We start from the raw sequence: 25,648 nt of genomic DNA, 5'->3' as shown, positions 1-25,648 counted from the left end.
GAGTCATGGATATTTTCAGGTTCGGTTTTACTGCCATGGCGGGCGACGGGGAAATGGTTATAGCTGCAGAGAGCCGGCGTGAGGCACAGCGGGTTTCAGCGCGGGCCATTGAAGAGGTATCCCGCATTGAGTGCCGGTATTCCCGGTACAGGCCCGATGGTGTTCTTGCTGCCATCAACGGTGCGGCGGGAAAGGGCCCGCTGCCGTGTGATCGGGAGACGGGCTCGCTCCTGCGTTACGCTGATGTCCTGTATGGAAGCAGTGAGGGTCTCTTTGACATAACATCAGGTATCCTTCGGACTGTCTGGGATTTCAAGAAGGGGACGGTTCCCGGGACTGATGAGCTCGCCGCTGCTCTGGGACGGGTCGGCTGGGCGAAGGTCGAGCTGCAGGAGCGGAGCATCGTCCTTCCCGAGGGGATGCAGATTGACTTCGGCGGGTTCGGCAAGGAGTACGCTTCCGACCGTGCTGCAGCGTGTCTGCATCAGGACGGCATCCGCCATGGGTATGTCAACCTCGCAGGTGATATCCGGGTAGTGGGTCCGAAACCAGACGGGAGTGCATGGTCGATTGGGATCCGCGACCCACGGCAGCGGGAAAGGAGCATCGCATCGGTGCCGCTTTTTTCAGGTGCGCTTGCCACAAGCGGTGATTACGAGCGTTACTTCGAGGCTGATGGCCATCGTTACTGCCATGTGCTCAGTCCGCTGACCGGGTACCCGGTCACCTACTGGCGTTCGGTTTCTGTTGTGGCTCCGACAGCGACGGCTGCGGGAAGCCTCTCGACCATCGCCATGCTGAAGGAGAAGGATGGGCTGGCTTTTCTTGAGGAGTCAGGGATGGCATACTTTGCCGTCGACAGAACGGGTACCATTCATCAGAGGAACTGCGAACTGGAGGTCGCACCATGCAGAGAGAAAGAATAATCAAGAACGAGCATCGCCATGTCCGGTGGCTCACGATGGCCCTGCTCGTGCTGTCCAGCATGCTTCCACAGCGGGTTTTTGCCTCGGATTTCCTGGATCCGGACCAGGCCTTCAAGCTCAAAGCCACGTTGACGGACTCAAACATGGTCGTGCTGGACTGGGATATCGCGAACGGGTGCAAGCTCTACCGTGACAGGATAACTGTCAATGTCGGGAGCGGATCGGCAACGCTGCAGGAACCCGTTCTGCCGAAAGGGGCGACGATTACCGATGAGGTGACCGGTGAAGCGCTCGAGATCTACCATGACCATCTTAAGGTGGTTGTCCCGATTGTATCTGCCGACGCCCCGTTCCGGCTTGATGTTGCATATCAGGGGTGTGCCGATGCGGGGCTCTGCTATCCTCCCCTGACCCGCATGTACCTTGTTGAACAAGGCCGGCCGGGTCTACTGGCTGAATCGGTTGACGATGGAGGAACGGGGGACCCATCGGAATCTGCTGCATCCTCGGAGCAGGCTCCTGCCATTGCTGGCGGTGCTTCTTCCGGAAGTGATGACATGTCCCTTGCCAAAGCGACGCTTGAGGGTGGAAGTCTCTGGAAGATCGGCCTTGCGTTCCTTGTGTTCGGTCTTCTGCTCTCGTTCACTCCGTGTGTGCTGCCGATGGTTCCTATTCTGTCTTCAATCATTGTCGGAGAGGGAACGGTCAGCCGTCGCCATGGTTTCCTGATGGCGGTCGCATACTGCCTGGGCATGGCCTTCGTCTACACTTCCCTTGGGGTTGCCGCCGGACTGGCTGGCGAAGGCCTTGCCGGCGCGCTCCAGAAACCATGGGTGCTTGTCACGTTTGCAGCGCTTCTTGTGCTGTTGTCCCTGTCAATGTTCGACGTCTACCAACTACAGATGCCGCAGTCGCTCCAGACGAAGCTTGGCAGGGCGTCGGACTGCCTTAAGGGAGGGCGGTTCGCCGGGGTATTCGTCATGGGTTCCCTCTCCGCCTTGATTGTCGGCCCCTGTGTTGCTGCTCCGCTTGCTGGGACGCTGGTCTATATCAGTCAGACCGGCAATGTTGTGCTGGGGGGGCTTGCGCTCTTTGCGATGGCTATGGGGATGAGCTTGCCGCTCCTTCTTGTGGGACTTTCCGCCGGGGCGCTTCTGCCGAAAGCCGGTGCATGGATGATCAGCGTCAAGTACCTGTTCGGCCTCATGTTGATTGCCGTCGCCATCTGGATGGTTACACCAGTCCTGCCTCCAACTGTCATTATGGTGGTCTGGGGCGCCTTTGCCATCCTTTGTGCGGTGTTCCTCGGCGTGTTCGGCGCCATGCCGGAAAAACCCTCGATCGGCCGCCGTTTTTCCAAAGCGCTGGGTGTGGTGCTGATCGTCATCGGGGTGATGGAACTCTTTGGCGCTGCTTCCGGTGGAGAGCGCCCGCTCGAGCCTCTCTCGGAGATTCGTCCGGCCAGGGCCTCCGTGGGGATTCGGGAGTCAAAACCTCTTTTCAGGCGCATCACCTCGGTTGCCGAACTCGACGAGGTGCTGCGCTCAGCCGACCAGCCGCTCATGCTCGATTTTTATGCGGACTGGTGTGTTGCATGCAAGGAGATGGACCGCTTCACCTTCCACGATCCGGCGGTGATGAACCGTCTGCAGGACTTTACGTTGCTGCAGGTCAATGTGACTGCAAATACACTAGAAGACCGGGCTCTCATGAAGCGCTTCAGCCTGTTCGGTCCTCCCGGAATCATTTTTTTTGACCGCTTTGGTCATGAACTGCCGGATCGGCGGATTGTAGGGGTGATGGATGCTCCAGCGTTCCTGCAACATCTGCAGGGTATCATGAAGCCCTGATCGGTTTTCCGGTGCAGGGCTTACAGGGTACCGCAGAGCGGACAGCGAGGATCGCGCCGGACAGTCACCCTGCGGAATTCCATGGTAAGGGTGTTGCAGGTGAGGAGCGTGTCGTAGAGTGGCGTGCCGATTGCGAGCAGCACTTTTATGGTTTCAATTGCCTGAATGGAGCCGATCACTCCCGGCATGGCACCGAGCGGTCCCTCGGGGGCGGCTTCGGGCGGCGCTTCGTCCTCATGGAAGATGCAGTGGCAGCAGGTTGTTTTACCCGGGATGACTGTCATTGCCTGACCGAAAAAACGGGTGATGCCGGCATGTGAATAAGGTTTGCGGGTTGCATGGCAGGCCCTCGAAATGAGGAATTTCGAGCCGAACGAATCGGTTGCATCCACCACGAAGTCATAGCCCCTGACTATTTCCCCGGCGTTTTCGCTGCTCAGCCTGAACGGGTAGATGTGGAGGTTCTGGTTGGGATTGAGAGCCATGAGGCACTCTCTGGCGGAGTCAACCTTTTTTATCCCCACCGAAGCCGTTGTATGAAGGATCTGGCGCTGGAGGTTCGTAAGGTCCACTGTGTCGCCGTCAATGAGCCCGATTGTTCCCACTCCTGCCGCTGAAAGATAGAGTGCTGCCGGGGATCCGAGGCCGCCTGCGCCGACAATCAGCACTCGTGACGCCCTCAGTCGTTGCTGACCTTCCATGCCGATTTCCGGCAGTGCGAGATGGCGGCTGTATCGCTCCTGTTCCTGTGCGCTCAAGTTCATGGGATGGTTTCCTTAAGCCCTCCGGTAGGGATGATTTGTGTTGCCGGTCCGTTGTATGCCCCGTCCCAGTTCTTGAAGACCGGTTCAATTCCCCGATTTCGCAGTGCCTGACAGAACTCCCCGGCGCTCCGCTCGTCGGAAATGTCAAACTGTCCCCGCTCGCCGGTTTCCCCCTCATCGTATCCGCCGACAGTTGTTTTGCTGGCGATGCTCATGCGCGTTACGCCGAGTCCGGCCATGCCGTCGCGGAATGATGCCCGTTCGCGGGTCGAGAGCGCAAGATCCATGTCTGGAAGACCGATGCGGAAAGCCAGAATCATACGGGCGAGCTGATGGTCGCTTACATTGAATGGGGGCTGCCAGCCGCCCTGTTCAGGGCGCATGCGCGGGAATGAGGCCGAAATGCCTGCACGCCACCAGGTTTTGGCAAGATGGCGCGCATGGCGGTAGAGCCGGAGCGCTTCCTCGACGGGTTCGGAGAGCCCGAGCAGGGCTCCGATACCGACGGTTTTGATGCCGCCTTCCAGCGCCCGTTCAGGGGTTTCGAGGCGGTGGAGAAAATCTTTCTTGGGACCCCATCGGTGGAGCTCTTCGTAACGCCCCCGGTCATAGGTCTCCTGGTAGATGGTGACGCCGGTGCAGCCGCATCTGGCAAGTTCCCTGTATTCTTCTACGCTCATCGGGAAGGTTTCCACCGACACGCGCGGCATTTCCTCTGCGGCGATCTCCACGGCACGGCGCAGGTAGTCGAACCCGGCCACCGCAGTCCGTTCGCCGGTGAGGAGGAGGATGTCCCGGATGCCAAGCTTTTTCATGGCGGCAATCTCCCTTCTGATCTCATCCTCTTCAAGCCGCCGTCTCAGGGTGGTCCTGTCGGATGCGAACCCGCAGTATGCGCAACCGCTCGGGCAGTGGTTCGACAGGTAGAGCGGGGCATAGAGCGATATGGTTCGTCCGAATCGGCGCAGGGTGATGGCGCGGGCACGGGCGGCGAGGGTTTCAATGTCGACCGGGGAATCGGAAGAGAGCATCCGGCGCATTTCCGCAGTACTCCCTTCATCCACCAGCCATGCGGGGACTTCCTTCATCGTCTTTCCCCGAGGAATGAGGTGAGGGGGCTTGTCGGGACGGCATCTCCGCTTTCAGTCATGAGACCGGCTCTGTAGGCTCTGCGGCCGGCAGATGTGCCGTCGCGGAAGGCCGCGGCCATTTCCTCGGGGTTTTCTGCAGCGGCGATTGCGCTGTTGACGAGAACGGCGCTGCAGCCCATCTCCATGGCGCGTGCTGCTTCGGATGGAGCGCGCAGACCTGCGTCGACGATGACGGGGATGGCGCTTTCCCGGATGATGATCTCGAGCATCCCTGCCGTCGAGAGTCCACGGCCGCTGCCGATGGCGGCACCGAGCGGCATGACGGACGCGCAACCGACCTCTTCAAGGCGCTTGGCCAGCACCGGGTCTGCCGAAATGTAGGGCATGACCAGGAACCCTTCCGAAGCAAGGATCTTTGCGGCTTCAAAGGTTTCTATCGGATCTGGCATCAGGTGCTGCGGGTTCGGATGGATCTCCACCTTGATGAATGGGCTTCCGGAGAGCTCGCGGCTGATGTGCGCGGCTTTGACGGCTTCGGCGGCTGTCGAGGCTCCGGAGGTGTTCGGCATGAGGGTGATGCCCTCCAGCTGACTGAGCGGGCCGAAGAGATCGTCCTCGAGCTGTTCGCGGTTGAAGCGGCGGAGCGCTACGGTGACCAGCTCCGCCTTCGAGGCCCGGACGGCCCGGAGCATGACATCGGTGCTGCTGAATTTTCCTGTTCCGAGGATCAGGCGGGAGTTGAAGGTGTGGGATCCTATGTGGAGTGCGTCCATTACATCTAGTACGTCCATTACTGCTGTTTCATTCTTGCTGACCCTCATCCGCCTCCGGCAAATACCAGAATTTCCACCCTGTCTCCATCCTGGAGGACAGCGGTCGTTCGTTCGGGAGGGCGGACAATGTGCTCGTTGACTACCGTCGCCACCTTTCTGCCGTCGGCACCAAGGATGGCGAGCATGTCGGCCACCGTTGAACCTTCGACTACGGGTTCGGGCTTTCCGTTCAGTTCAATAGTAAGCATTTAGGTGGTTTCTTCATGATTTTCATTCGTCCTCTTTTTCTCGCCATCATTCTGCTCTAGCAGCCTTCGAGAGCAGAACTGAGGTCATCTTCGAGGTCTCGGGCGTTTTCCAGGCCGATTGAGAGCCTGACGAGCCCTTCAGTGCATTCCCGGGCTGCTTTTTCTTCCGGGGAAAGGGCCCAGAGGGTCATCCGGGAAGGTGAGGCAATCAGGGATTCCACCCCTCCGAGACTGTCTGCAAGTATGAACAGCTTCAACCCTTTGATTAGTTTCTCCACGGCATGCATGCCTCCTTTCAGTTCGATGGTGATCATGCCTCCAAATCCCTCCATCTGGCTGGCGGCAAGCTCATGCTGCGGGTGTGAGGGGAGGCCGGGGTAGAGTACCCGGCTGACGGCAGGTTGCTGTTCGAGGAACCGTGCGAGGTGGAGGGCGTTGGCTTCGTGTTCCTTCATCCTGATTTTTAGGGTTTTCAGACCGCGCATGATAAGCCAGCACTCCCATGGTGCGGGAATGGCTCCGGCTGTGGCCTGGTAGTTCCTGATGGCGGTGTGCAGCTTTCCGTCGTTGGTAATGATGGCTCCGCCCATGACATCGCTGTGGCCGCCGAGGTATTTGGTGGTGCTATGGACCACGATGTCGGCTCCGAGGTCGAGGGGGCGCTGGAAGTAGGGGCTGGCGAAGGTGTTGTCGACGGCGAGGAGAATCCCCCGTTCTCCGCAGATTGCAGCGAGCGCCCTCAGGTCGGCAATGCGCATCAGCGGATTGCTGGGGCTTTCGACCCAGATCATCCGCGTTTCAGGGCGTATGCAGCTCTCGTAGCTGGCGGTGGTTTTGCCGGACGCATAGGTTGTTTCAACCCCCCATGGCTGCATCACCTCTTTGAAGATCCGATAACTTCCTCCGTAGATATCCATGCTTGAAACGATATGGTCTCCCGGCCTGAGTACCTGCAGCGCGGCCATTGCTGCCGCTACCCCCGATGCGAACGCAAGGCCGTGACGGCCGTTCTCAAGCAGGGCTAGCGTGGATTCAAGTGCTTTGCGGGTAGGATTCCCGATCCGTGAATAGACGAATCCTCCATTGAATTCCATTCCTTCCCGTTCAAAGGTAGAGGTCTGGTAGATAGGTACGGTAACCGAACCAGTCACTGGATCGGGAGCCTGTCCGTCGTGGATGGCAAGGGTTTCAAACTCCATGTGCTTCGGGTGGTTGATGGTTGCTGCTATAAGGTACGCAGATTATCGGTTATTCAGCGTATCCGGGTGAGATCCGTCAGGGGAATGGCTTTTCGCTTTTATGTATGAATGTAACAATTGTTACCATCTTTCTTCCTCGGCTCTATTGGGTTTTGCCTCATGTACCCTGTTTATGGTATTTACGCGGTATATGCTTTGCTCTCTCCTGCTGATTGTGTTTTGTTAACTCACCTCAGTCAGTCCCGTCCTTCCCTGAGGCTGGACGGAGGCCTGCTTTGGCAGGGTTTTATTCTTCAATCATGAAAGCATGGAGCGGCGATGAAAAGCAGTGTGGAGGAAACGGCAATAGAGAGCAGGACGGGCATCATGAAACAGCTGCAGCCCGGTGTTTTTGTGATGCGCCTCAAATCAGTCGCTGGAGATCTTGATTCCCGTCAGCTTGCAGCGGTTGCTGCAGTTGCTGAAAAGTATGGAAGCGGCTCGATCCATCTGACTACCCGTCAGGGCATCGAGATCCATGACGTGCGGCGCAAGGATCTTGAACCAGCATTTCTGGAGCTCCAGGGTTCAGGTGTTGAGCTTGGAGCCTGCGGTTCCAGGGTTCGGGGTATTGTGGCCTGCCCGGGGAGCACCTGCTGCCGGCTGGGGGTCATCGACACCAAAGCTCTCGGGGAGCGGCTCGATGCGGAGTTTTTCGGGGCCGAGGCCCCTTCGAAGTTCAAGATCGGCATTACCGGATGCGCCAGCAACTGCGCCAAGGCCAATGAGAACGATGTGGGCATCAGAGGGGTCGTTGAGCCTGAATGGATAGGCCCGCAGTGCAACGATTGCGGCAAGTGCCTCTCATACTGCCCGGTTGATGCCATCAGTCGTAGCGGGAGGGCAGCTCGGGACGATCAGTTCACCTACAGCGTCGACGAGAAACGCTGCATCGGCTGCGGGCTCTGCGCCTCAAAATGCACCTCCGGTGGATGGGCTGTCCGGCGGAGCGGCTTCAGTATCCTCATTGGAGGGACGATGGGCAGGAAGCCCCGGTTTGCTGACCCCCTTGTCTGGATGGCCGCCGACGCGGACGAGGTTATACGGCTTGTCGGCCGTGTCCTTGAGTTTTACAGGAAGTATGGATGGGCGAAGGAACGATTCGGTGCCACCATTGAGCGCGTGGGGCTTGCACATGCCAGATTCGTCATCCTCGGCGAGGTTTCGATCCCTCCGGCCGGAGAGGGTGTGCCGGAAGCGGGTTCCGCGAGCGGCCTCAGGGGAGGGTCGGCCGCATGAGTAGCGCAGCAGCAGGAAAGCTGCAGCAGGAATGGTCTAAGCTTCAGCCTGAAGAGGTGCTCTCCCGGGCAGTTCGAAAGTTCGGTATCAGCCACCTTGCGTTTGCCTCGAGTTTCGGGGCCGAGGATCAGGTGATCATCGATATGATCTGCCGCCACGGGCTCGACATTCCGGTGTTTACCATCGACACCGGTCGTCTTCCGCAGGAGACATACGATCTTCTTGATGCAACCAGGATGCACTACGGCATCTCTATGGAGGTCCTGTTTCCTGAACGGGCCCCGGTGGAGGATATGCTGCAGCGGTTCGGTGCCAACCTTTTTTACGACAGCGTCGAAAAACGCCGGATGTGCTGCCGCACAAGGAAGGTGCAGCCGCTTGAAAGACGGCTGTCCTCTCTTGATGCATGGATCTGCGGCCTGAGGCGTGAACAGTCGGTGACAAGGACCGGCACCGGGGTTGTGGAGTGGGATGAAGCGTTCGGGCTGTTCAAGATTAATCCGTTGGCCGCCTTCACCGAAGCGGAAGTCTTCGGGTATCTATTGCGACACAATGTCCCGTCGAATGCGCTGCACCGGAAGGGGTATCCGAGCATTGGATGCGCACCATGCACCAGAGCGGTTGAGCCCGGAGCCGACATCCGCTCCGGACGGTGGTGGTGGGAAGAGGCGGAGCACAGGGAGTGCGGGCTGCATGTCCCGAATACTAATGAAAAAAAAAGTGAACATGAACCATCTCGACAAGCTTGAAGCACAGAGCGTCTACATCCTCAGGGAGGCATACCGCGATTTCCGACAGCTTTGCATGCTATGGTCTATCGGCAAGGACAGCACGGTGCTGCTCTGGCTTGCACGGAAGGCGTTTTTCGGGCATGTGCCGTTGCCTCTTGTGCATATTGACACCCATTTCAAGATTCCCGAAATGATCCAGTACCGTGACCGGATGGCGATGGAGTTTGAACTCAACATGATCTATGGGGAGAACACTGACGCTGTTGAGCGGAAACTGAGCTTTCCTGACGGGAACACCGATCGGATCACCTGCTGCCGCAACCTGAAGAGCGAGGCGCTGAAGCGGACGCTCTCGGGGGAGTGGCCTCGCTGGAGGATGGAGCACCCCACGGGGCGCTATGTGCTTGATGAGTCGCGAGAGCCATACACTGGCGTCATAGTAGGGGTCCGGGCCGATGAGGAGGGGAGCCGTTCCAAGGAGCGCTATTTTTCTCCCCGCGATACTGAAAACTGCTGGGAGGTCGGCGACCAACCGCCTGAATTCTGGAACCACTTCAAGACTGATTTCGCTCCAGGGACTCATGTGCGGATCCATCCGCTGCTCGACTGGACCGAACTGAACATCTGGGAGTACATTGAGCGCGAAGAAATTCCCGTTGTCCCGCTCTATTTCAATAGGGGTCAGGGCACCCGCTACCGGTCGCTCGGGTGCTGGCCCTGCACAACGCCGATAGCGTCGGAGTCGGAGACGGTGGCCGACATCATCAGCGAGCTTTGTGAGGGGCGGCTGGCCAACATTGCTGAACGATCCGGCCGGGCACAGGACCGTGAGGACGCTGGCGGGCTGGAGACCCTTCGGCGTGTGGGGTATATGTAGGAATGAGAGGCGTCATAGGGGAGGATTTTTACAATAAAATGGGATAGGGGAACTCTGCCATGAATGGAAAGGAACAGATGAATATCGTCATTGTGGGCCATGTGGATCATGGGAAGAGCACGGTTATCGGTAGGCTCCTTGCTGATACTGGCTCGCTTCCCGATGGGAAACTTGATGCGGTGAAGGAGTCGTGCAGGCGGAACCACAAGCCGTTCGAATATGCATTTCTTCTTGATGCGCTCAAGGACGAACAGGCGCAGGGGATCACCATCGATATGGCCCGCTGCTTTTTCAATACACGGAAACGCGACTATATCATTATTGACGCTCCCGGCCATATCGAGTTTCTCAAGAATATGGTGACCGGTGCTTCAAGAGCTGAGGCGGCGCTCCTCGTCATCGATGCGCATGAGGGCATTCAGGAGAATTCGCGCCGCCATGGCCACATGGTTGCCATGCTCGGGGTGAAACAGGTCAGTGTGCTGGTGAACAAGATGGATCTTGCAGGCTACCGGCAGGTCGATTTCGACGCGCTGAAGGCCGAATACACGGCCTACCTGAGGCAGATCGACGTCGAACCGCTCGGCTTCATCCCGGTCAGTGCGCGCGAGGGTGACAATATTGCAGCGGTTTCAGCATCCATGCCCTGGTATGACGGCCCGACAGTGCTCGCCCAGCTCGATCGGTTCAGTACCGGGGGGGGGCTGAGGGACAAGCCGTTCCGCCTCCCGGTGCAGGATGTCTACAAATTCACTGGGTCCGGCGATGACCGGCGCATCGTGGCCGGCACAATCGAAGCCGGCTCCGTGAACATCGGGGACGCAGTGCTTTTCCTTCCATCCGGCAAACGCTCATCGATCGCTTCCGTCGAATCCTTCAATACCGCGGTGAAGCATTCGGCCAAAGCCGGCGAAGCGGTCGGCGTAACCCTCGCTACCCAGATCTACATCCGGCCTGGCGAGCTCATGGTGCGTCCGGATGACCCGCAGCCAGAGGTTGGAGCGCGTTTCAGGGCAAACATCTTCTGGGTCGGCCGCGTGCCCATGTCCACTGAGAAGGAGTACAAACTGAAGCTCGGCACGGCGCACGCCACGGTGCGGCTCGCTGGCATTCTGAGCACCCTCGATGCCTCCGACCTCCGCCTGAGCCGCACCAAGCAGCAGCTTGACAACAGAGACGTCGGCGAGTGCATCCTGGAGACCACGAGGCCGATTGCCTTCGATCTGGCATCGACTAGTGAAGCGACAGGGCGCTTCGTCATCGTGGATAACTACGAAATCGCAGGCGGGGGCATCGTGCTGGAGAACCTCTCCGGGGGGGAGAGCATCCTCGAACGCCATATCCGGGACCGGGAGCGACACTGGGAGAACGGCAATGTGCTCGTCGTCGACCGCGAGCGGGTTCACCGACACCGCGCGAAGTTCATCGTCATCGTCGGACCGCCGCTTACAGGCAAACGTGCCCTTGCCAAGGAGCTGGAGAGTATGCTTTTCCGAAACCGCTACAGCACCTATTACCTCGGCATGGCGGCTATTGAACACGGCCTTGAGGCCGACCTTCGATCCGATGAGGGAGGCGCCGAGGAGAAACTCCGCCGGATCGGTGAACTGGCGCGTATCATGACCGATGCCGGCCTCATTTTCATTACGGTCATCGATGATCCTGATGATTACGACATCGAGTCGCTGAAGCTTTTGAACGCACCGAACGAGATTCTTGTCGTCAATGTCGGCGAAAACCGTTTCTATCGGACGACACCGGACGTCATCCTCCCTTCGGTCGATGATATTGCCAATGAGATCAGCCGTATTGCCGATTTGCTTCTTTGGAAAGAGGTCATTGACGACTACCAGATATGAACTGCCTCCCGGTCTGCATCAACCTTGAAAACAGACGGGTCCTTGTCGTTGGTGGCGGGATTGCCGCCTTTGAGAAAATCGAACTCCTGAAGCGCTTCGGTGCAGATTTTACGGTTGTCGGCGAATCGCTCGACGAGCGGATCGTCGACAGCATAGCGGACTGCCGACTTCGCCGCTGGCGGGATGAAGACCTTGATGGTATATGGCTTACCTACGCCTGCGACGAAGCACGGGAATCGAACGCCAGGCTAAAATGTGCAGCAAACGCGAGGGGCATCCTGATCAACACGCCGGATGATCCCAGCCTCTGCGATTTCCTTTCCCCGGCAATTTACCGGCAAGGCGCCATGACGGTAGCTGTATCATCAGGGGGTGCCGACGTCAGGAGAGCAATCGAATGGAGGGACAGGGTCAAGCTGCTTTTCGGAGACGCCAATGACCGCGACTGACCTGCATTGCGATATGCGGGGCAGGATATACCTCGTTGGCGCCGGGGCGTGGTGTGCCGACTTCCTCACCCTCAGGGCCGGCGCCGTGCTGAAAGTGGCTTCGTTCATCCTCTACGATGACCTGATCGATTCCTCCATTCTCGACCGGTGCGATGCGGAGTGCATCTATGTAGGCAAGCGCAATGAAAGTGTCACCACGCTGGACAGGATTGGATCAATGATCAGCTATTCCAGGCTGCGCTAACCCCCCGGGTCGTCGTGCGGCTGAAGGGGGGCGATCCCATTGTTTTCGGACGTGGTGGCGAAGAGATGGCCTACCTGCTTGACCGTGGGTTCGATGCAGAGGTCCCTGTCGCGCTTGTAAGTCGGGCATGTTTCCATGACGAATCGGTCACTATGGTCACGGTGGGAGGGGGACGACACACCTCCGTTGCCGCTTCTGGCCATCGTTGGCCGGACTGCAGGGCATGTACCAGAACCGTTCATCGGTCTTTATGCGGGTCTGCGCCCATTGAGCTGCCTTGTACCGGTCAGAATCGTTCCGCCCTGCACCCTCAGGTATGGCGATTCGTTGAAGCTGGGTGTGGCCTTGTCGCTTTTCGATGGCATTGTGCTCGAAAGACTGCGTGACGCCCGCGAGGCGCTGGAACTTTTCGGCGGGATCCCTTCGATGCTCAGGGTGTATGTCTATGGGCAGGAAACTGCAGCGTTTCTCAGCGCTTCCGATGTAGCTCGCATCATAGACCTGGTTGATCTCCCCACACCTGCTTGCAGACCATTCTATCAGATCTCATAGTCTCCGCTGAAGACCTTGAGGCGGTCGAGGGTGATGAAAACCTCGTCTCCCTTCGACAGCTGCAGGTTGTGCCAGGCCTCCCGCGTGATCTCGGCCTCGATCGGCTGGTCGAAGGCTTTTGTTTCAAGTGCGAGCCCGATCTGGCCGCCCATGAGCCGGATGTCCCGGATGAATCCGGAAAGGTCATTTCCGCTGCTGCGGATCCTGCTGATGCCGATTTCATGCGGCCTGATGAAAGCCTGCCCATCGAAAGCTTCGTGGATTCCGGAAGCAGGGCCTGCTTCGAGCAGTTTTTCGCCGACCAGTATCTTCCCTTCTCTCACTCGACCGTGGAACACGTTGACATTGCCAAGAAAGTTGTAGACGAAGGCGTTGGCCGGATGGTCATACACCTCCTGCGGGGAGCCCTGTTGCTCGATCCGCCCTTTGTTGATTACCACGATCCGGTCGGCGAGTTCGAGCGCCTCTTCCTGGTCATGCGTGACGAAAATACTTGTGACGTGGATATCGTAGTGCAGTTTACGGAGCCACCGACGAAGCTCCTGGCGCACCTTGGCATCTAGTGCCGAGAATGGTTCGTCGAGCAGTAGCACCTTCGGGTTTACCGCGAGCGCCCTGGCGAGAGCCACGCGCTGGCGCTGGCCCCCTGATAGCTGGGAGGGATAGCGCTTCATCGCCCAGTCCATCTGCACCAGCTTGAGCAGGTACTCGACCCGGTCGCGGATCTCGCTTTTCGACGGACGGGAGCCCGAGGGCCGTACATTGAGGCCGAAGGCGACGTTCTCAAACACGTCCAGCCGCCGGAACAGGGCGTAGTGCTGGAAGACGAACCCGACGTTCTTCTCCCTTGGCTGCAGGTTTGTCGTATCGCGATCCCCGAGCAGGACGCTTCCCGCGTCTGGCGTTTCCAGACCGGCGATGATTCTGAGCAGGGTGGTCTTGCCGCAGCCCGATGGACCGAGCAGGGCGATGAGCTCGCCTGTCTGCACCTTTAGGGTGATGTCGTCAAGGGCCGTATATCCTGGATACTTCTTGGTGACGTTTTTGATCTCGATGCTCATGGCAGGTCAGTGTTGGGAGTGTTGGCGGTTGTGCACGTTCATCTCCATCAAGGCCTTGATTGCTACGGTTCCGAGAGCTAGGAGTACAAGGATGGATGAGACTGCGAACGCAGCGGTGTAATTGTATTCGCTGTAGAGAATCTCGACGTGCAGCGGGACGGTGTTGGTCATGCCCCGGATGTGGCCGGAGACAACGGAGACCGCGCCGAATTCACCGATAGAGCGCGCCATGCAGAGGATCATGCCGTACATGAGGCCCCATTTGATGTTGGGTAGGGTGATTCTGGTGAACACATGCCAGCCTCTCGCCCCGAGGGTGATGGCTGCCTCCTCCTCCTCACGGCCTTGAGCCTCCATGAGAGGGATGAGTTCCCGCGCGACGAACGGGAAGGTGACGAAGAGGGTGGCGATGACGATGCCCGGCGTCGAGAAAATGATCCTGATGCCGTGCTCCCCGAGCCAGGCTCCGAAGCTGGTCCTGCTGCCCACCAGAAGCACGAAGATGAGGCCGGCGATTACCGGCGAGACCGCGAAGGGCAGGTCGAGCAGGCTGAAGAGCGTGGACTTACCCTTGAATGTGAATTTCGATATGGCCCATGCCGCCGTCACACCGAATATCGCGTTAACCGGTACCACGATGGCTGTGGTCAGAAGCGTGAGCTTCAGGGCGGCAAGCGCGAACGGTTCGCGGATGGCCTCAAGGTAGACCTGGGCGCCTTTCCTGAATCCTTCAGCGAAGACCAATCCCAAAGGTATTAAGATGAAGCTCGCGAAGAACAGGAACGTCAGCAGTATCAGGACGGCCTGGATCGTCGGGGGATCGTTCCGTGTCAGTGGCGTGCGGCTTTGCTGCGCTGTTTCGGAGTTCGTCTGCATGTTATTATGGCTCGGGAAGTTACCGGTAGGATTTCTGCTGCCAACGTTGCACCGCGTTAAGGACGAGGAGCATCGAAAAGGAAATGAGGAGCAGCACGAGAGCGACAGCTGAGGCCCCGTCGTAGTCGAACTGGTCGAGTTTGGACATGATCATAAGCGGGGCGATCTCTGTCTTGAACGGAAGGTTGCCGGCGATGAAGATCACCGAGCCGTATTCACCGATAGCTCTTGCGAATGCGAGGGTTACGCCCGTGAGTAGCGCGGGGAACAGATGCGGAAGCAGAATCCTGCGAAAGGTCTGCCAGCGGGTTGCACCAAGGCTCTGGGCAGACTCTTCCATTTCAGGCTCCAGTTCTGCAAGGACCGGCTGGAGCGTCCGGACGACAAAAGGGAAGCCGATGAAGATCAGGGCTATGACGATGCCGGATGGTGCGTTGATGACCTGTATGCCGGTTTTGTCGAGGAATTGGCCGATCCAGCCAACCGGCGAGTAGAGTGTTGCGAAGCAGATGCCGGCCACGGCGGTCGGGAGCGCAAAGGGCAGGTCGACCAGGGCATCAAGCACCATCCTGCCAGGAAATCGATAGCGGACAAGTGTCCACGCGGTCAGGAATCCGAAGAGGGCGTTGAAGAGTGCCGCAAAGACGGCGGTTGAGATGCTCAGGCTATAGGATGCGAGTACCCGCGGGGATGTCACTGTAAAGAAGAATGCCTGCGGATCCATCCTGATGGCGCTGACGACGATGGTTCCGAGCGGAACGATGACGATGGCCGACAGGTAGAAGACCGTGTAGCCCATCGAGAGGCCGAATCCCGGAAGGATGTGTCGTTTGTTGCGGTTGAACGGCGGCATTGCGTATTGAGATCTTTGAACGCTCCTCAACGAAACAGGACATCTTCCCTGTCCCGTTTCGTTGAGGGCTTTCCTTCGGTTATGGGTAAAGTATCTGGGAATCAGGGCGTGTAGATCTGGTCGAAAGTGCCGCCGTCGCTGAAGTGTGTCTTCTGAGCCTGGCGCCAGGTGCCGAACAGGTCCTTTATCGTGAAGAGCTTGATGGCCGGGAAGTTCGATGCGTGCTTCCTGAGTGTTGCCGTATTGCGCGGGCGATAGGAGTTCTGGACGATGATCTCCTGCGCCTGCGGGGTGTAGAGAAAGTTCAGGTAGGCTTCGGCGACCTTTCTGGTACCGTGCCTGTCGACGTTCTTATCGACGATGGCGATCGGCGGTTCGGCCAGAATGCTGACCGGCGGGGCCACGATTTCGAACCTGTCGTTACCGAACTCCTTCAGAATAAGGTGCGCCTCGTTTTCCCAGGTAATCAGTACGTCGCCGATGCCTCGCTGTGTGAATGTGAGGCTCGAACCTCTGGCGCCGGTGTCGAGGACGGGAACATTCTTGTAGATTGCCTTTACGAACGCCTTGGCCTTGTCAGCCGATCCGGTCTGCGTCTGCTTGTAACCCCATGCGGCCAGGTAGTTCCAACGCGCTCCGCCAGAGGTCTTGGGGTTCGGGGTGATCACCGATATGCCTGTCTTGATCAGGTCGTCCCACTTCCTGATGCCTTTCGGGTTTCCCTTGCGGACTACGAAAACGATGGTAGACGTGTAGGGCGTGCTGTTCTGGGGAAGGCGCTGCTGCCAGTTCGTCGCCAGGAGCTTGCTGTCGGCGATCGCGTCGATGTCATAGGCCAGCGCCAGGGTGACGACGTCGGCCTCGAGGCCGTAGATTACGGCGCGGGCCTGCTTGCCGGAGCCGCCGTGCGACTGGTTAATGGTGACCTCCTGGCCGGTCTTCTGCTTCCAGTAGCTGGCGAATGCCGCATTTTCGCTCTGGTAAAGTTCCCTGGTGGGATCGTAGGAGACGTTCAGCAGTGTTGCTCCGGCAGGAGCGGTAGCCTGTGCGGTCGAGTAGAGCAGGCTGCTGAAGAGCGCGAGGCCGACGGAGAATCTGGTGCTTTTCATTCTGAAGTGTGTTTCATGGAGCTCATCGTCTTGGGTGTGTCTGGTTGAACGTTCGTAAATAAGGCTGTCTTGAGAGACAATGCCTTTTTCCGTACCACGCAAATACCACAAACATGGTATTCGATACGGGCAAGCCTCGTCTCTTTTCAGCTGATGAACAGGGTTGGATGCTTTTTCGCCATGCAGGCGATGATCTTTTCCTCGGTGGAGAGTGTTCGGCACTCTCCTGATCCGGGGAGCAGGAATGCGAACCGGCAGGCCAGCTTTAAGCGTATGCTTGCGGGATTTGCCTGATTCTCCGGAGACGGATGGGTATTGGTCGTCTCGTACTGTTGAGTGTTCATGTCCATTATCCTCTTTGGTCCCCTGATTGTGACGGCTTGATTCGCTCAAATTGCTGTCGCTTCATTCTCAAACTGGTAGAGGAGGGTGGAGAGGTAGCGTTCGCCGGTATCGGGCAGGATGACGATGATGCGCTTGCCGCTGTTTTCCGGGCGCTTGGCCAGCTGGAGTGCTGCCCAGACGGCCGCGCCTGAGGAGATACCGACGATCAGCCCCTCGGTGCGGGCCAGATCCTGACCAGTGCGGAAGGAGTTTTCGTTGCTGACCGTGATGATCTCGTCGATTACCCCTTGGTTGAGGATATCGGGAATGAAGCCTGCACCTATGCCCTGGATTTTGTGGGAGCCGGGTTTTCCGCCCGAGATCACCGGGGATTCGGTCGGCTCGACGGCCACGATCCTTACGTTCGGGTTTCGCTGTTTGAGTACCTCGCCGACGCCGGTGATGGTGCCGCCGGTGCCGATGCCGGAGACGAAGATGTCGATCTTGCCGTCCATGTCGTTCCAGATCTCCTCTGCCGTAGTCCTGCGGTGGATGTCGGGGTTGGCGGGGTTCTTGAACTGCTGTGGCAGGAATGCGTTCGGCAGGCTCTCGTTAAGCTCCTCGGCCTTGCGTATGGCGCCGCCCATGCCTTCCTGTCCTGGGGTGAGCACCAGCTCGGCGCCGAGGGCCTTGAGGAGGTTGCGGCGTTCGATGCTCATTGTCTCTGGCATGGTCAGGATGAGCCGGTATCCCTTGGCGGCAGCTATGAAGGCCAGGGCGATTCCGGTGTTGCCGCTGGTCGGCTCGACGATGACGCTCTCTCTGGTTAGCAGACCGTCCTTCTCGGCAGCCTCGATCATCGAGAAACCGATACGGTCCTTGACGCTGCCGCCGGGGTTGAAGTATTCGAGCTTGGCGATGATGGTGCCGAGCGCCTGCTGGTCCAGCCCGAAGTTGCCGAGCTCGAGGAGCGGGGTGTTGCCGATCAGGTCGGTGAGTTTTTTTGCAATGCGTGCCATGGGTGCCGGTGTTTTGGTGACGGAAATTCAAACTTTATGAATATCGTCATCATGCCTGGCGCCTGAAATCCCGCTGTTGCGGTATTTTGTCTACCGTAAAAAGGGTAGGGCCGGTATGGCAGAGGGGTTCAGATATGGTATTCGATGTTGTAGATGAGCCCGGCCTTGATGGCGAACATCATCAGCTCAGGGCTACTCGAGACGCCAAGTTTCCGGAAGATGTTCTTGCGGTGGGTCGTCACGGTATGGAAACTGACATGCTTCTTCACCGCGATCTCCTTGGTGGTGAGTCCGGTCGAGATGAGCCTGACGATCTCGATTTCGGAGGTGGTGAGCAGGCAGGCGTCTTCGGCGGGTCCATCCTCTTTGAGGAGGATGTCGAGCACGCTGCCGGAATAGGCTTTCTTGCCCTTCATGGCGGTCGTGACGGACTGGAGCAGCTCGGTCCGGTCGTCGGTCTTGAGGGCGATGTTCCTGATGCCGGCCTGGTTCAGCTCCTTGATCTGCATCTGGTTCACCGAGTTGCAGAGCACCAGGATGGGGGAGCCATCATGCAGCTCCCCGAGTTCCCGCAGGTCGTTGATCGACCTGAAATCGAACAGGATGTAGTCCGTGATGATCAGCGAGGGTTCGTTGGCCTTCAGGTATTCGTACAGCTCAGTGCGGGTATGGACTACACTCATCCCGTACCCCTCGGCATCAAGCATTGACCTTAGCGCTTCGGTGGTGAGGAACTGCGTATCGGCGATGAGTATCGAACCTTTCGGTTTCATGTCGTTCACCATCTTCTTTTACTTACATCTGTTGCGATCAAACCTTCGCCAGCACCTCGTCGAGTGCGGTGATGAGGTCGTCCGGATGTTCCATGCCTACCGAGAGGCGGATGAGGTCGGAAGTGAGCCCGCTTTGGGCCTGTTGCTCCTTTGTCATCTGACTGTGCGAGGTGCTGGCAGGATGCAGAATCAGGCTCTTGGCATCCCCGACGTTGGCCAGGTGGGAGAACAGGTCGATCGTGTCGATGATCTTCACCGCTGCATCGTATCCGCCCTTCACACCGAAGACTACCATGCCGCCGAATCCGTGCTTCAGGTCCCGTGATGCGATCGGATAAGACGGATCGTCCTTCAGGCCGGGGTAGCGCACCCAGGCGACCTTCGGGTGGGCCTTCAGGTGTTCGGCTACCTTCAGCGCGTTCTCGGAGTGGCGCGCCATGCGGACCGGCAGGGTCTCGATACCCTGGATGAAGAGCCAGGAGTTGTCGGGAGAGATGCAGGCACCAAGGTTCCTGAGCGGTACGGTGCGGACTCGGAGCGCAAAGGCGATCGGGGCGAGCGGCTCCGGCAGGTCAATGCCCCAGCAGAGTCCGTGGTAGTTGGCGTCAGGCTGGGTGAAGAGCGGATGGCGCCCGGCTTTCCAGTCGAAGCGCCCGGCATCGGTGATGATGCCGCCGATTCCGGCCCCGTGGCCGCCGAGCCACTTGGTCAGCGAGTTGATGACGATGTCGGCGCCAAGTTCTATGGTCTTGAGCAGGTATGGGGTGGTGAAGGTGGCGTCGACAATGAGCGGCAGGCAGTTGCGGTGCGCAACTTCGGCAATCGCCTTCACGTCCGTATAATCGAGCACGGGGTTGCCGATGGTCTCGATGTAGAGCGCCCGGGTCTTCTCATTGATGGCCTTCTCGAAGTTGGCGGGGTCCTTCGGATCGACGAAGGTCACATCGATGCCGAGCTTCGGCAGGATGGCATCGAACTGGGTGTAGGTGCCGCCGTAGAGGTTGTTGGCCGAAACGATGTTGTCGCCGGCCTCGGCAAGCGTGATGACGGTGTAGAAGATGGCCGAGGTGCCGGAGGCCAGAGCGACCGAAGCGGCGCCGCCCTCAAGCTGCGTGACGCGCTGCTCGAGCACGTCGGTGGTCGGGTTCATCAGTCGGGTGTAGATGTTGCCTAATTCCTTGAGGGCGAAGAGGTTGGCCGCATGCTCGGTGTTCTTGAAGAGATACGAGCTGGTGCGGTAGACCGGCACGCCGCGCGACTGGGTAGCGTCGACCGCCTGGCCGGCATGGAGCGCCAGCGTCTCGAACTGGTAGGGTTTCTTGCTCATTGGTGAAGTTCGGTGAGTTGCTGTTTCTTGTTTTGTGAAATCGCAGTGTGTTCTACGACACCGATGTCGACATGGCCCGGGATTCTTTGAACAATTGATTATCTGTATGCTGTACGGCTGAAACGAAAAAAGCCGGCGCTGACATGCAGGACCGGCCTCATGAATCAGTTCGCAGACCTGGAACGTGAATCAGAAGCGCGGGAAATGGGCGCAAACAGATGCAGCACCGGTGGTTTCCAGTCATTGTGATGCTGTTTGAGATGCCCATCCTTTTTTCGTGCGCATTGTTAACGATTGTTAAAAAATGTTATTTTTTCCGGGATTTCAAAACTCTTTTTTCGGAGGGGACATCCACTTATATGCAAAAAATGTGTGTTTCCGTCTTGACTCGTATGCTTTTTCCGTGTACATTAACAATTGTTAACTGTTCTTTGTCTGCATTGACAGTCATCAAGAAAGGCTGAGGGAATAGACCCGATGATGCCTTGACAACCGATCCCGCAAGGGACACGGTGCCGCATTCTACCTCCGGCCACGTATTCATGATCGATTTGTTGCCGAGACGAGGAAAGATGAGTGATATAGAGTCTGACTATCGCCGGGAAATGGCCCTCTCAAGGGGCGGCTCCAGGCATAAGTTCCAAATACCTCTTCCTCACTCATCAGGGAAGGGGTTTTTTTATTTCCTTTTCCGTTTGCGCCCGATATTTCAACAATAATGAACGGAGGAATTGCCATGAGTTTCCAGACCGATACAATCCATGCCGGCGTTGCCCCGGACAAGGCCTATGGTGCCATCATGACGCCGATCTACCAGAGCTCGACCTTCGTGTTCGAGGATATCGGCAAGCACAAGGGATTCGATTACACCAGGAGCGGCAACCCGACCAGGAAAGCCCTTGAAGACAGCATCGCCGCGCTTGAAGGGTGCTCATGCGCTGTGGCCGTCACCACCGGCATGGCGGCCATCGCTACCGTGATGCACCTTTTCAATGCCGGAGACGAGATCATCTGCACAAACGACTGCTACGGCGGCACGGCCAGGCTGATGAAGACCATCCAGGAGCATTTCGAGATCCGGGTTCATTTCATCAGCCTCAGGGATTCAGCTGGCATCGAGGCATACATCAATGAAAAGACCCGGGCAATCTGGATCGAGACTCCGTCGAACCCGCTACTGAACCTTGTCGACATTGAGGCGGTAACGACGTTGTCGAGGAAGCACGGGTTGCTCTCGATCGTGGACAACACCTTCCTGTCTCCCTACAACCAGCAACCCTTCAGGCTCGGTGCCGACATAGTGGTCCATTCGACCACCAAGTACCTGAACGGCCATTCCGATGTTGTCGGTGGTGCGGTCCTGTCCAACAGTTCGCAGATCGATGAAAAGCTGAAATATCTGGTCAACACCCTCGGAACCTGTGCCCAGCCTTTCGATTGCTGGCTGGTGCTTCGCGGCATCAAGACGCTGGTTCCACGCATGAAGGAGCATGAGCGCAACGCAATGGCTGTCGCCCGATTCCTCGACAGCCACCCGAAGGTCGCCCGCGTTTTCTATCCGGGCCTTGAGACCCATCCTCAGCATGAACTTGCCAAAAAGCAGCAGCGCGGGTTCGGTGGCATGGTCTCCTTCGAGCTCGACGGAGGCATCGGGGAGGTGAACCGAGTCCTGAAGGGAACGAAGCTGTTCGCCCTTGCTGAAAGCCTCGGCGGAGTCGAGTCGCTGATCGAGCATCCCGCTACCATGAGCCATGCATCGATGGGTGCCGAACACCGCGCTGAGGTTGGTATCACCGACGGCGTAATCAGGCTTTCGGTGGGAATCGAGGATCCCGACGACCTTATTTGCGATCTCGCTCTGGCTTTAACACCTCATTCACGGGGATGAATCATGTCGTTTATTCCTCCTTCGTGCCCGATGAGTCCGAGGGCCTGGTTTCGAATCAACCAGCCCGCCGCTATCCATGAACAACGCATCACAAAGTCTGTTCGCAAAGCGGTTGTGGTTGACAATGTAGGGTCAGCTTCAACGACAAGGCCATTGCCGAAGCGAAGAAATCCTTCAGCTGTTTCGCCCTCGTCAGCAATCAGGATATGGCTCCCTTCATGGTGCCGGTAGATTATCGAGTGCTTGAAAAGAGAGAGGGGGGCGCCGTGAAGAAGGGGGGGGATGGGGCACGCCCCCCCGCAAATTGTACATGCTATCCTGACAACTTGCGGGGAAGGCAATGGACTCAGGGCCTGAAGAGAGCGGAAGCTGAAAGAGCAAGGTGCTTTGCTGGCTCAAAAAGATACCGGGCCAGTGGTGTCTTAGGCCGTCTGTTCATGGACTATCTGAGAGTGGTCTGCTGATCGAGTACGTCTTATCCGACTTTCAGTATTATAACTGCCGGTTTAGTTTCATCGAAAGTTTATGTCGTTCCAGATTGAAACGGTAAAAAAGGAAACAGCCGAAACAGAAACCGCAGAGCGCGATTCCGGCGGCTAGGGCGACGATACCTGATAGGACCCACCCCGCCATAGTTGCTCCTGCGAGGAACGCCACCTGTGCTCCTCCGAGCAGTATGGCGGCAATGGCATTGTTGAAACGCATGAGTTTCGCGCTTTCGGTTGCGGCGCCTTCAATGCTGGATGCGAAAAGCCTTGAGCCGAGGATGAACACCATACTTGCCTTTTTGCCCGCCAGTACCGCCGGCAGAATGATGAGGAAGAGTGCCGTCGTGATGAGCGGCTGCTGGAATGCGCCGGCAAGGATGACGCCTGCCAGCAGGATGGCGCGGTTCAAGGTGACGATGGGCATCGGGATGCCCTGTTGTGGTTCGGTCTGTTTCATTGATCTGTTTTCATTGATCTGTTTTATCCCTTAACAATTGTTAATATAATTTTTCATGTTTTCCAAATAACTTTGTGTGTATTTTCCAGTCAGATTTATGCAGAGCGGATTACGGGAACGTGGCCGTAGCGCAAAACAATTGCTACAGGTAAAAGTGAATATGGGACATATCGAGGCGGTCTGCGTCAGCAGGGAAAAGGGCGAGTTGAAGTCACCGGTTGAAAAAGCCGAGTTCAAAAAAGACTGGGGAATAGAGGGTGACGCACATGCCGGTGACTGGCACCGCCAGGTTTCACTGCTTGCCGGTGAGAGCGTGGACAGGATGCGCACGAAAATGCCGGAACTCAGCCACGGGATGTTCGCCGAGAACATCGTGACGCGTGGAATCGATCTCTGTGCTCTCGCTGTCGGCGACCGGCTCATGGTGGAGGGCGGGGTGGTGCTGGAGATCACTCAGATCGGCAAGGAGTGCCACAACGGCGGTTGCCCCATACAGGTGGCGACAGGGGAGTGCATTATGCCCAAAGAGGGGCTTTTCTGCAGGGTCATGGAAGGCGGCAGTGTCGAGGCGGGGATGAGCCTCACGAAAGCCGCAGTATAGCCTACCCTCCGATTTCCGACATGCTCGTGCCGGCTGAACTGCCGGCATCCTTGACCTTCCTGCCGTCTTCGGGCTTGTGGAGAATGCACTCTCTCAAGCAATGCATGAGTGCTTCCTTTCGGGATTCATCCGTTCCTGCTTCATTTCTCAGGGCCTGCAGGAGGTCCACCCCCTCCTTTTCGTACAGGCAGCTCATGGCCGTGCCTCCGGCTGTTATCCGGATGCGGTTGCAGCGGTTGCAGAAGTTCCGCGTATAGGCGGGGATGATGGCTGTGGATCCTTTATGTTCCGGCAGCCGGAAACTGAAATACTGGGTTCCCGATCCCTGCAGCTCTTCCATTTCAGGATAGAGACTGAAGATGCGTTCCCGGATTTTATCCATACCGAGGAACTTGCCCGTACGCCATATCTGGTGGTCGTCGAACGGCTGAAGCTCCATGAACCGCACCGTGACGGGATTCTGTCGGGTCAGTTCGATGAAGTCCCCGAGCTCGTCGTCGTTGACACCGCGAAGCATGACCACGTTGATTTTCACCGGAACGGTTCCGATACCGATCAGCCGGTCAAGGTTGGCCTTCACCCTGCTATACTCATCGCGGCGAGCGATGGCTTGATATCGCTTAGGCTGCAGGGAGTCGATGCTGATGTTTATGGCATCGATGCCCGCCTCAAGCAGCCGGTCAAGATGGCGGTCGAGCAGAAGTCCGTTTGTGGTGAGTGTTACCTTCTCAATTCCGGGTGTCTGTTTCGCCGCAAGGACGATGTCCGAAATGTCGTTGCGAAGGAGCGGTTCGCCACCGGTCAGGCGCACTTTCTTTATCCCCATTGCCGCGAGGGCCCGGATGATGGCTGTTACTTCGCTGAAGCTCATCATGGCGGCTGCCGTTCCACTCTCATGTTCCTCCCGCATGCAGTAGGAACAGCGGAGGTTGCATAGGCGCGTGAGGGCTATGCGTGCGTAGGTGATCCGGCGTTGAAAACGGTCTTCAAGCTGGGGGATGTTCTGTTCGGTACGGCTCAATCGGTCGTGTTTCCTCTTTCCTCAGAGTTGGTGATGAGGAGACAAGATATTCCTTCTTTTGGAGGAAGCCAACAGAAACCGCAGAAGCCCCCGGATGAGGGAGGCTTCTGTAAAGGGAAAAACGGGAGGAAACTGCCTCAGTTGACGCCGAGGATGACGCTCGATGCCTTGAAGGCTGCACAGGTCTTGCCGCCTTCCTTCAGGCCGAGTTTCATAGAGCTGCCGTGGGTGATGATGGCTGAAATTACGTTGCCGCCGCCGATTTCAACATCTACTTCGGTGCTGACAGGGCCCTCGATCAGTTTCGAGATGGTGCCGCACATGAGGTTGCGTGCGCTGATCTTTGCGCTCTCCAGATCCTCTCCGATGATGATGGAGCTGGCCTTGATGATGGCGTATGCGCTCATGCCCTCCTTGAGTGCGAGGTTCTTCACTGCACCGTTGGTGATGATGGAGGTGATGCGGGCTCCGCCGGAGAGCAGAATGACCACTTCTGCGTTGACGGCACCGGGTGTGATCTGTTCAATGGTGCCGGAAAAGACATTGCGTGCACTGATTTTCATGGAGATCATTTTTAGGAATTGATGGAGCTGTGTCGTGTTGCCGAGTCGCTGTTCCAGATTGTGGAGGTATTTGCGGTGTTCTTCCTGCACCACCCGGAACTGTTCAAGCACTTTTTTCCCCTCACGGGTAAGGATGGTACCGCCCCCGCCCTTGCCTCCGGCGGTCCTCTCCACCAGGGGCTTTTCGGAAAGGTTGTTCATCATATTGACGAGGTGCCATGCGGTCTTGTAACTGATGCCGACCGCTTTGGCTGCGCTGTTGATGGATCCCAGTTCCTGGATTTTGTCCAGAAGGGCGATCCTGTCGCCGCCGAGGAACCGGTTCCGGTCTTTCTGGAACCAGATATCGCCTTCAAGGCCGATGTCGTCACGCATGCATTTTGCCATAGGTTACGGAGTTCAGCTTCATCTGGAGTCTTTTCGCTTCGTTATACATCATTATCAATA

28 protein-coding genes and 1 riboswitch are annotated in these 25,648 nt (G+C 57.7%); of the genes, 11 read left to right on the top strand and 17 right to left on the bottom strand.

The genetic code is table 11. The annotated features are described in order from the left end of the window. Positions 1 to 5 precede the first annotated feature (5 nt). Both PLUT_RS08120 and dsbD read left to right on the top strand, forming a co-directional pair. Positions 6 to 926: an FAD:protein FMN transferase gene (locus tag PLUT_RS08120; protein WP_011358295.1), complete on the top strand. Its 921-nt coding sequence runs from the start codon at positions 6 to 8 to the stop codon at positions 924 to 926. Then, on the top strand, positions 908 to 2,776 hold the full coding sequence (gene dsbD, locus PLUT_RS08115) for a protein-disulfide reductase DsbD (protein WP_011358294.1): 1,869 nt from the start codon (positions 908 to 910) through the stop codon (positions 2,774 to 2,776). Before PLUT_RS08120 ends, dsbD begins: the two co-directional genes overlap by 19 nt. Positions 2,777 to 2,796: 20 nt before the next feature. On the opposite strand, the gene PLUT_RS08110 is transcribed toward dsbD, so the two are convergent. Genes PLUT_RS08110 through PLUT_RS08090 form a run of 5 tightly spaced genes read right to left on the bottom strand, consistent with a single transcriptional unit; the run spans position 2,797 to position 6,851 of the window. Continuing rightward, entirely contained in the window at positions 2,797 to 3,540 is a 744-nt protein-coding gene (locus PLUT_RS08110) for a HesA/MoeB/ThiF family protein (RefSeq protein WP_011358293.1), read from the bottom strand. Continuing rightward, positions 3,537 to 4,628: a 2-iminoacetate synthase ThiH gene (gene thiH, locus PLUT_RS08105; RefSeq protein ID WP_011358292.1), complete on the bottom strand. Its 1,092-nt coding sequence runs from the start codon at positions 4,626 to 4,628 to the stop codon at positions 3,537 to 3,539. The genes PLUT_RS08110 and thiH overlap by 4 nt, the downstream gene beginning before the upstream one ends. Further along, positions 4,625 to 5,404, bottom strand: a complete 780-nt coding sequence (locus PLUT_RS08100; RefSeq protein ID WP_041463881.1) for a thiazole synthase — start codon at positions 5,402 to 5,404, stop codon at positions 4,625 to 4,627. Before PLUT_RS08100 ends, thiH begins: the two co-directional genes overlap by 4 nt. Positions 5,405 to 5,448: 44 nt before the next feature. Then, positions 5,449 to 5,652 (bottom strand): sulfur carrier protein ThiS, encoded by a 204-nt coding sequence (gene thiS / locus PLUT_RS08095; RefSeq protein ID WP_011358290.1) that lies wholly within the window; start codon positions 5,650 to 5,652, stop codon positions 5,449 to 5,451. Positions 5,653 to 5,708: 56 nt separating this feature from the next. Further along, entirely contained in the window at positions 5,709 to 6,851 is a 1,143-nt protein-coding gene (locus tag PLUT_RS08090) for a trans-sulfuration enzyme family protein (protein WP_011358289.1), read from the bottom strand. Positions 6,852 to 7,169: 318 nt separating this feature from the next. Between PLUT_RS08090 and PLUT_RS08085 the strand changes: the two genes are divergently transcribed. Genes PLUT_RS08085 through PLUT_RS08060 form a run of 6 tightly spaced genes read left to right on the top strand, consistent with a single transcriptional unit; the run spans position 7,170 to position 12,289 of the window. Continuing rightward, entirely contained in the window at positions 7,170 to 8,129 is a 960-nt protein-coding gene (locus PLUT_RS08085; RefSeq protein ID WP_011358288.1) for a 4Fe-4S dicluster domain-containing protein, read from the top strand. Beyond that, positions 8,126 to 8,878: a phosphoadenylyl-sulfate reductase gene (locus PLUT_RS08080; RefSeq protein WP_011358287.1), complete on the top strand. Its 753-nt coding sequence runs from the start codon at positions 8,126 to 8,128 to the stop codon at positions 8,876 to 8,878. Before PLUT_RS08085 ends, PLUT_RS08080 begins: the two co-directional genes overlap by 4 nt. Next, a complete protein-coding gene (gene cysD / locus PLUT_RS08075) occupies positions 8,856 to 9,737 on the top strand; it encodes a sulfate adenylyltransferase subunit CysD (RefSeq protein WP_011358286.1) in 882 nt (293 codons plus the stop codon). Before PLUT_RS08080 ends, cysD begins: the two co-directional genes overlap by 23 nt. 59 nt (positions 9,738 to 9,796) lie before the next feature. Continuing rightward, positions 9,797 to 11,596 carry a GTP-binding protein gene (locus PLUT_RS08070; RefSeq protein ID WP_011358285.1) on the top strand — a complete coding sequence of 600 codons (1,800 nt, stop codon included), beginning with the start codon at positions 9,797 to 9,799 and terminating at the stop codon, positions 11,594 to 11,596. Continuing rightward, the gene (locus tag PLUT_RS08065) at positions 11,593 to 12,045 is read left to right on the top strand and encodes a precorrin-2 dehydrogenase/sirohydrochlorin ferrochelatase family protein (protein ID WP_041463880.1); all 453 of its coding nucleotides are present in this window, start codon (positions 11,593 to 11,595) and stop codon (positions 12,043 to 12,045) included. The genes PLUT_RS08070 and PLUT_RS08065 overlap by 4 nt, the downstream gene beginning before the upstream one ends. Then, complete coding sequence (locus tag PLUT_RS08060) at positions 12,032 to 12,289, top strand: hypothetical protein (protein ID WP_157858172.1); 258 nt, start codon at positions 12,032 to 12,034, stop codon at positions 12,287 to 12,289. The genes PLUT_RS08065 and PLUT_RS08060 overlap by 14 nt, the downstream gene beginning before the upstream one ends. Here the strand turns inward: PLUT_RS08060 and PLUT_RS11775 are convergent. Beyond that, positions 12,286 to 12,426 (bottom strand): hypothetical protein, encoded by a 141-nt coding sequence (locus PLUT_RS11775; RefSeq protein ID WP_157858171.1) that lies wholly within the window; start codon positions 12,424 to 12,426, stop codon positions 12,286 to 12,288. The two genes, PLUT_RS08060 and PLUT_RS11775, sit on opposite strands and share 4 nt — an antisense overlap. Here PLUT_RS11775 and PLUT_RS08055 point away from each other — a divergent pair. After that, complete coding sequence (locus PLUT_RS08055; RefSeq protein ID WP_157858170.1) at positions 12,425 to 12,841, top strand: hypothetical protein; 417 nt, start codon at positions 12,425 to 12,427, stop codon at positions 12,839 to 12,841. The two genes, PLUT_RS11775 and PLUT_RS08055, sit on opposite strands and share 2 nt — an antisense overlap. Here PLUT_RS08055 and PLUT_RS08050 read toward each other — a convergent pair. The 8 genes from PLUT_RS08050 to PLUT_RS08015 all read right to left on the bottom strand — a co-directional run bounded on the left by PLUT_RS08050 (position 12,829) and on the right by PLUT_RS08015 (position 20,183). Next, a complete protein-coding gene (locus PLUT_RS08050) occupies positions 12,829 to 13,902 on the bottom strand; it encodes a sulfate/molybdate ABC transporter ATP-binding protein (RefSeq protein WP_011358284.1) in 1,074 nt (357 codons plus the stop codon). The two genes, PLUT_RS08055 and PLUT_RS08050, sit on opposite strands and share 13 nt — an antisense overlap. Before the next feature lie 6 nt (positions 13,903 to 13,908). Then, positions 13,909 to 14,778 (bottom strand): sulfate ABC transporter permease subunit CysW, encoded by an 870-nt coding sequence (gene cysW / locus PLUT_RS08045; RefSeq protein WP_011358283.1) that lies wholly within the window; start codon positions 14,776 to 14,778, stop codon positions 13,909 to 13,911. A gap of 19 nt (positions 14,779 to 14,797) precedes the next feature. Continuing rightward, a complete protein-coding gene (gene cysT / locus PLUT_RS08040) occupies positions 14,798 to 15,631 on the bottom strand; it encodes a sulfate ABC transporter permease subunit CysT (RefSeq protein WP_011358282.1) in 834 nt (277 codons plus the stop codon). A 101-nt stretch (positions 15,632 to 15,732) separates the two neighbouring features. After that, positions 15,733 to 16,740, bottom strand: a complete 1,008-nt coding sequence (locus PLUT_RS08035) for a sulfate ABC transporter substrate-binding protein (protein WP_011358281.1) — start codon at positions 16,738 to 16,740, stop codon at positions 15,733 to 15,735. A gap of 146 nt (positions 16,741 to 16,886) precedes the next feature. Beyond that, positions 16,887 to 17,084, bottom strand: coding sequence for a hypothetical protein (locus PLUT_RS08030; protein WP_157858169.1), 198 nt, complete (start codon positions 17,082 to 17,084; stop codon positions 16,887 to 16,889). A gap of 45 nt (positions 17,085 to 17,129) precedes the next feature. After that, positions 17,130 to 18,083, bottom strand: a complete 954-nt coding sequence (cysK, locus tag PLUT_RS08025; protein ID WP_011358280.1) for a cysteine synthase A — start codon at positions 18,081 to 18,083, stop codon at positions 17,130 to 17,132. Positions 18,084 to 18,211: 128 nt separating this feature from the next. Next, the gene (locus PLUT_RS08020; RefSeq protein ID WP_011358279.1) at positions 18,212 to 18,856 is read right to left on the bottom strand and encodes a response regulator transcription factor; all 645 of its coding nucleotides are present in this window, start codon (positions 18,854 to 18,856) and stop codon (positions 18,212 to 18,214) included. Between the two features lie 37 nt (positions 18,857 to 18,893). Then, positions 18,894 to 20,183, bottom strand: coding sequence for an O-acetylhomoserine aminocarboxypropyltransferase/cysteine synthase family protein (locus PLUT_RS08015; protein WP_011358278.1), 1,290 nt, complete (start codon positions 20,181 to 20,183; stop codon positions 18,894 to 18,896). Between the two features lie 444 nt (positions 20,184 to 20,627). After that, positions 20,628 to 20,762: riboswitch (SAM riboswitch) on the top strand. Positions 20,763 to 20,919: 157 nt separating this feature from the next. Between PLUT_RS08015 and PLUT_RS08010 the strand changes: the two genes are divergently transcribed. Then, the gene (locus PLUT_RS08010; protein ID WP_011358277.1) at positions 20,920 to 22,071 is read left to right on the top strand and encodes a trans-sulfuration enzyme family protein; all 1,152 of its coding nucleotides are present in this window, start codon (positions 20,920 to 20,922) and stop codon (positions 22,069 to 22,071) included. Between the two features lie 492 nt (positions 22,072 to 22,563). On the opposite strand, the gene PLUT_RS08005 is transcribed toward PLUT_RS08010, so the two are convergent. Then, positions 22,564 to 23,016: a DUF4395 domain-containing protein gene (locus tag PLUT_RS08005; RefSeq protein WP_041463876.1), complete on the bottom strand. Its 453-nt coding sequence runs from the start codon at positions 23,014 to 23,016 to the stop codon at positions 22,564 to 22,566. Positions 23,017 to 23,176: 160 nt separating this feature from the next. Between PLUT_RS08005 and PLUT_RS08000 the strand changes: the two genes are divergently transcribed. Beyond that, a complete protein-coding gene (locus PLUT_RS08000) occupies positions 23,177 to 23,617 on the top strand; it encodes an MOSC domain-containing protein (protein ID WP_011358274.1) in 441 nt (146 codons plus the stop codon). Position 23,618: 1 nt separating this feature from the next. On the opposite strand, the gene moaA is transcribed toward PLUT_RS08000, so the two are convergent. Both moaA and PLUT_RS07990 read right to left on the bottom strand, forming a co-directional pair. Continuing rightward, on the bottom strand, positions 23,619 to 24,638 hold the full coding sequence (gene moaA, locus PLUT_RS07995) for a GTP 3',8-cyclase MoaA (RefSeq protein ID WP_011358273.1): 1,020 nt from the start codon (positions 24,636 to 24,638) through the stop codon (positions 23,619 to 23,621). 137 nt (positions 24,639 to 24,775) lie between these two features. After that, complete coding sequence (locus PLUT_RS07990) at positions 24,776 to 25,588, bottom strand: TOBE domain-containing protein (RefSeq protein ID WP_011358272.1); 813 nt, start codon at positions 25,586 to 25,588, stop codon at positions 24,776 to 24,778. Positions 25,589 to 25,648: the final 60 nt, after the last annotated feature.

The sequence above is a fragment of the Pelodictyon luteolum DSM 273 genome, assembly GCF_000012485.1.
Classification (GTDB): Bacteria; Bacteroidota; Chlorobiia; order Chlorobiales; family Chlorobiaceae; genus Chlorobium; species Chlorobium luteolum.
The sequence above is the reverse complement of the archived record's forward strand: the minus strand, read 5'-3'. Positions and strand labels throughout refer to the sequence as shown.

Bases quoted from the DNA above. Each gene is read 5' to 3' on its own strand.
- PLUT_RS08120 (WP_011358295.1), top strand. From the start codon at position 6: ATGGATATTTTCAGGTTCGGTTTTACTGCCATGGCGGGCGACGGGGAA.
- dsbD (WP_011358294.1), top strand. From the start codon at position 908: ATGCAGAGAGAAAGAATAATCAAGAACGAGCATCGCCATGTCCGGTGG.
- PLUT_RS08110 (WP_011358293.1), bottom strand. From the start codon at position 3,540: ATGAACTTGAGCGCACAGGAACAGGAGCGATACAGCCGCCATCTCGCA.
- thiH (WP_011358292.1), bottom strand. From the start codon at position 4,628: ATGAAGGAAGTCCCCGCATGGCTGGTGGATGAAGGGAGTACTGCGGAA.
- PLUT_RS08100 (WP_041463881.1), bottom strand. From the start codon at position 5,404: ATGGACGCACTCCACATAGGATCCCACACCTTCAACTCCCGCCTGATC.
- thiS (WP_011358290.1), bottom strand. From the start codon at position 5,652: ATGCTTACTATTGAACTGAACGGAAAGCCCGAACCCGTAGTCGAAGGT.
- PLUT_RS08090 (WP_011358289.1), bottom strand. From the start codon at position 6,851: ATGGAGTTTGAAACCCTTGCCATCCACGACGGACAGGCTCCCGATCCA.
- PLUT_RS08085 (WP_011358288.1), top strand. From the start codon at position 7,170: ATGAAAAGCAGTGTGGAGGAAACGGCAATAGAGAGCAGGACGGGCATC.
- PLUT_RS08080 (WP_011358287.1), top strand. From the start codon at position 8,126: ATGAGTAGCGCAGCAGCAGGAAAGCTGCAGCAGGAATGGTCTAAGCTT.
- cysD (WP_011358286.1), top strand. From the start codon at position 8,856: ATGAACCATCTCGACAAGCTTGAAGCACAGAGCGTCTACATCCTCAGG.
- PLUT_RS08070 (WP_011358285.1), top strand. From the start codon at position 9,797: ATGAATGGAAAGGAACAGATGAATATCGTCATTGTGGGCCATGTGGAT.
- PLUT_RS08065 (WP_041463880.1), top strand. From the start codon at position 11,593: ATGAACTGCCTCCCGGTCTGCATCAACCTTGAAAACAGACGGGTCCTT.
- PLUT_RS08060 (WP_157858172.1), top strand. From the start codon at position 12,032: ATGACCGCGACTGACCTGCATTGCGATATGCGGGGCAGGATATACCTC.
- PLUT_RS08055 (WP_157858170.1), top strand. From the start codon at position 12,425: ATGACGAATCGGTCACTATGGTCACGGTGGGAGGGGGACGACACACCT.
- PLUT_RS11775 (WP_157858171.1), bottom strand. From the start codon at position 12,426: ATGGAAACATGCCCGACTTACAAGCGCGACAGGGACCTCTGCATCGAA.
- PLUT_RS08050 (WP_011358284.1), bottom strand. From the start codon at position 13,902: ATGAGCATCGAGATCAAAAACGTCACCAAGAAGTATCCAGGATATACG.
- cysW (WP_011358283.1), bottom strand. From the start codon at position 14,778: ATGCAGACGAACTCCGAAACAGCGCAGCAAAGCCGCACGCCACTGACA.
- cysT (WP_011358282.1), bottom strand. From the start codon at position 15,631: ATGCCGCCGTTCAACCGCAACAAACGACACATCCTTCCGGGATTCGGC.
- PLUT_RS08035 (WP_011358281.1), bottom strand. From the start codon at position 16,740: ATGAAAAGCACCAGATTCTCCGTCGGCCTCGCGCTCTTCAGCAGCCTG.
- PLUT_RS08030 (WP_157858169.1), bottom strand. From the start codon at position 17,084: ATGAACACTCAACAGTACGAGACGACCAATACCCATCCGTCTCCGGAG.
- cysK (WP_011358280.1), bottom strand. From the start codon at position 18,083: ATGGCACGCATTGCAAAAAAACTCACCGACCTGATCGGCAACACCCCG.
- PLUT_RS08020 (WP_011358279.1), bottom strand. From the start codon at position 18,856: ATGAAACCGAAAGGTTCGATACTCATCGCCGATACGCAGTTCCTCACC.
- PLUT_RS08015 (WP_011358278.1), bottom strand. From the start codon at position 20,183: ATGAGCAAGAAACCCTACCAGTTCGAGACGCTGGCGCTCCATGCCGGC.
- PLUT_RS08010 (WP_011358277.1), top strand. From the start codon at position 20,920: ATGAGTTTCCAGACCGATACAATCCATGCCGGCGTTGCCCCGGACAAG.
- PLUT_RS08005 (WP_041463876.1), bottom strand. From the start codon at position 23,016: ATGAAACAGACCGAACCACAACAGGGCATCCCGATGCCCATCGTCACC.
- PLUT_RS08000 (WP_011358274.1), top strand. From the start codon at position 23,177: ATGGGACATATCGAGGCGGTCTGCGTCAGCAGGGAAAAGGGCGAGTTG.
- PLUT_RS07990 (WP_011358272.1), bottom strand. From the start codon at position 25,588: ATGGCAAAATGCATGCGTGACGACATCGGCCTTGAAGGCGATATCTGG.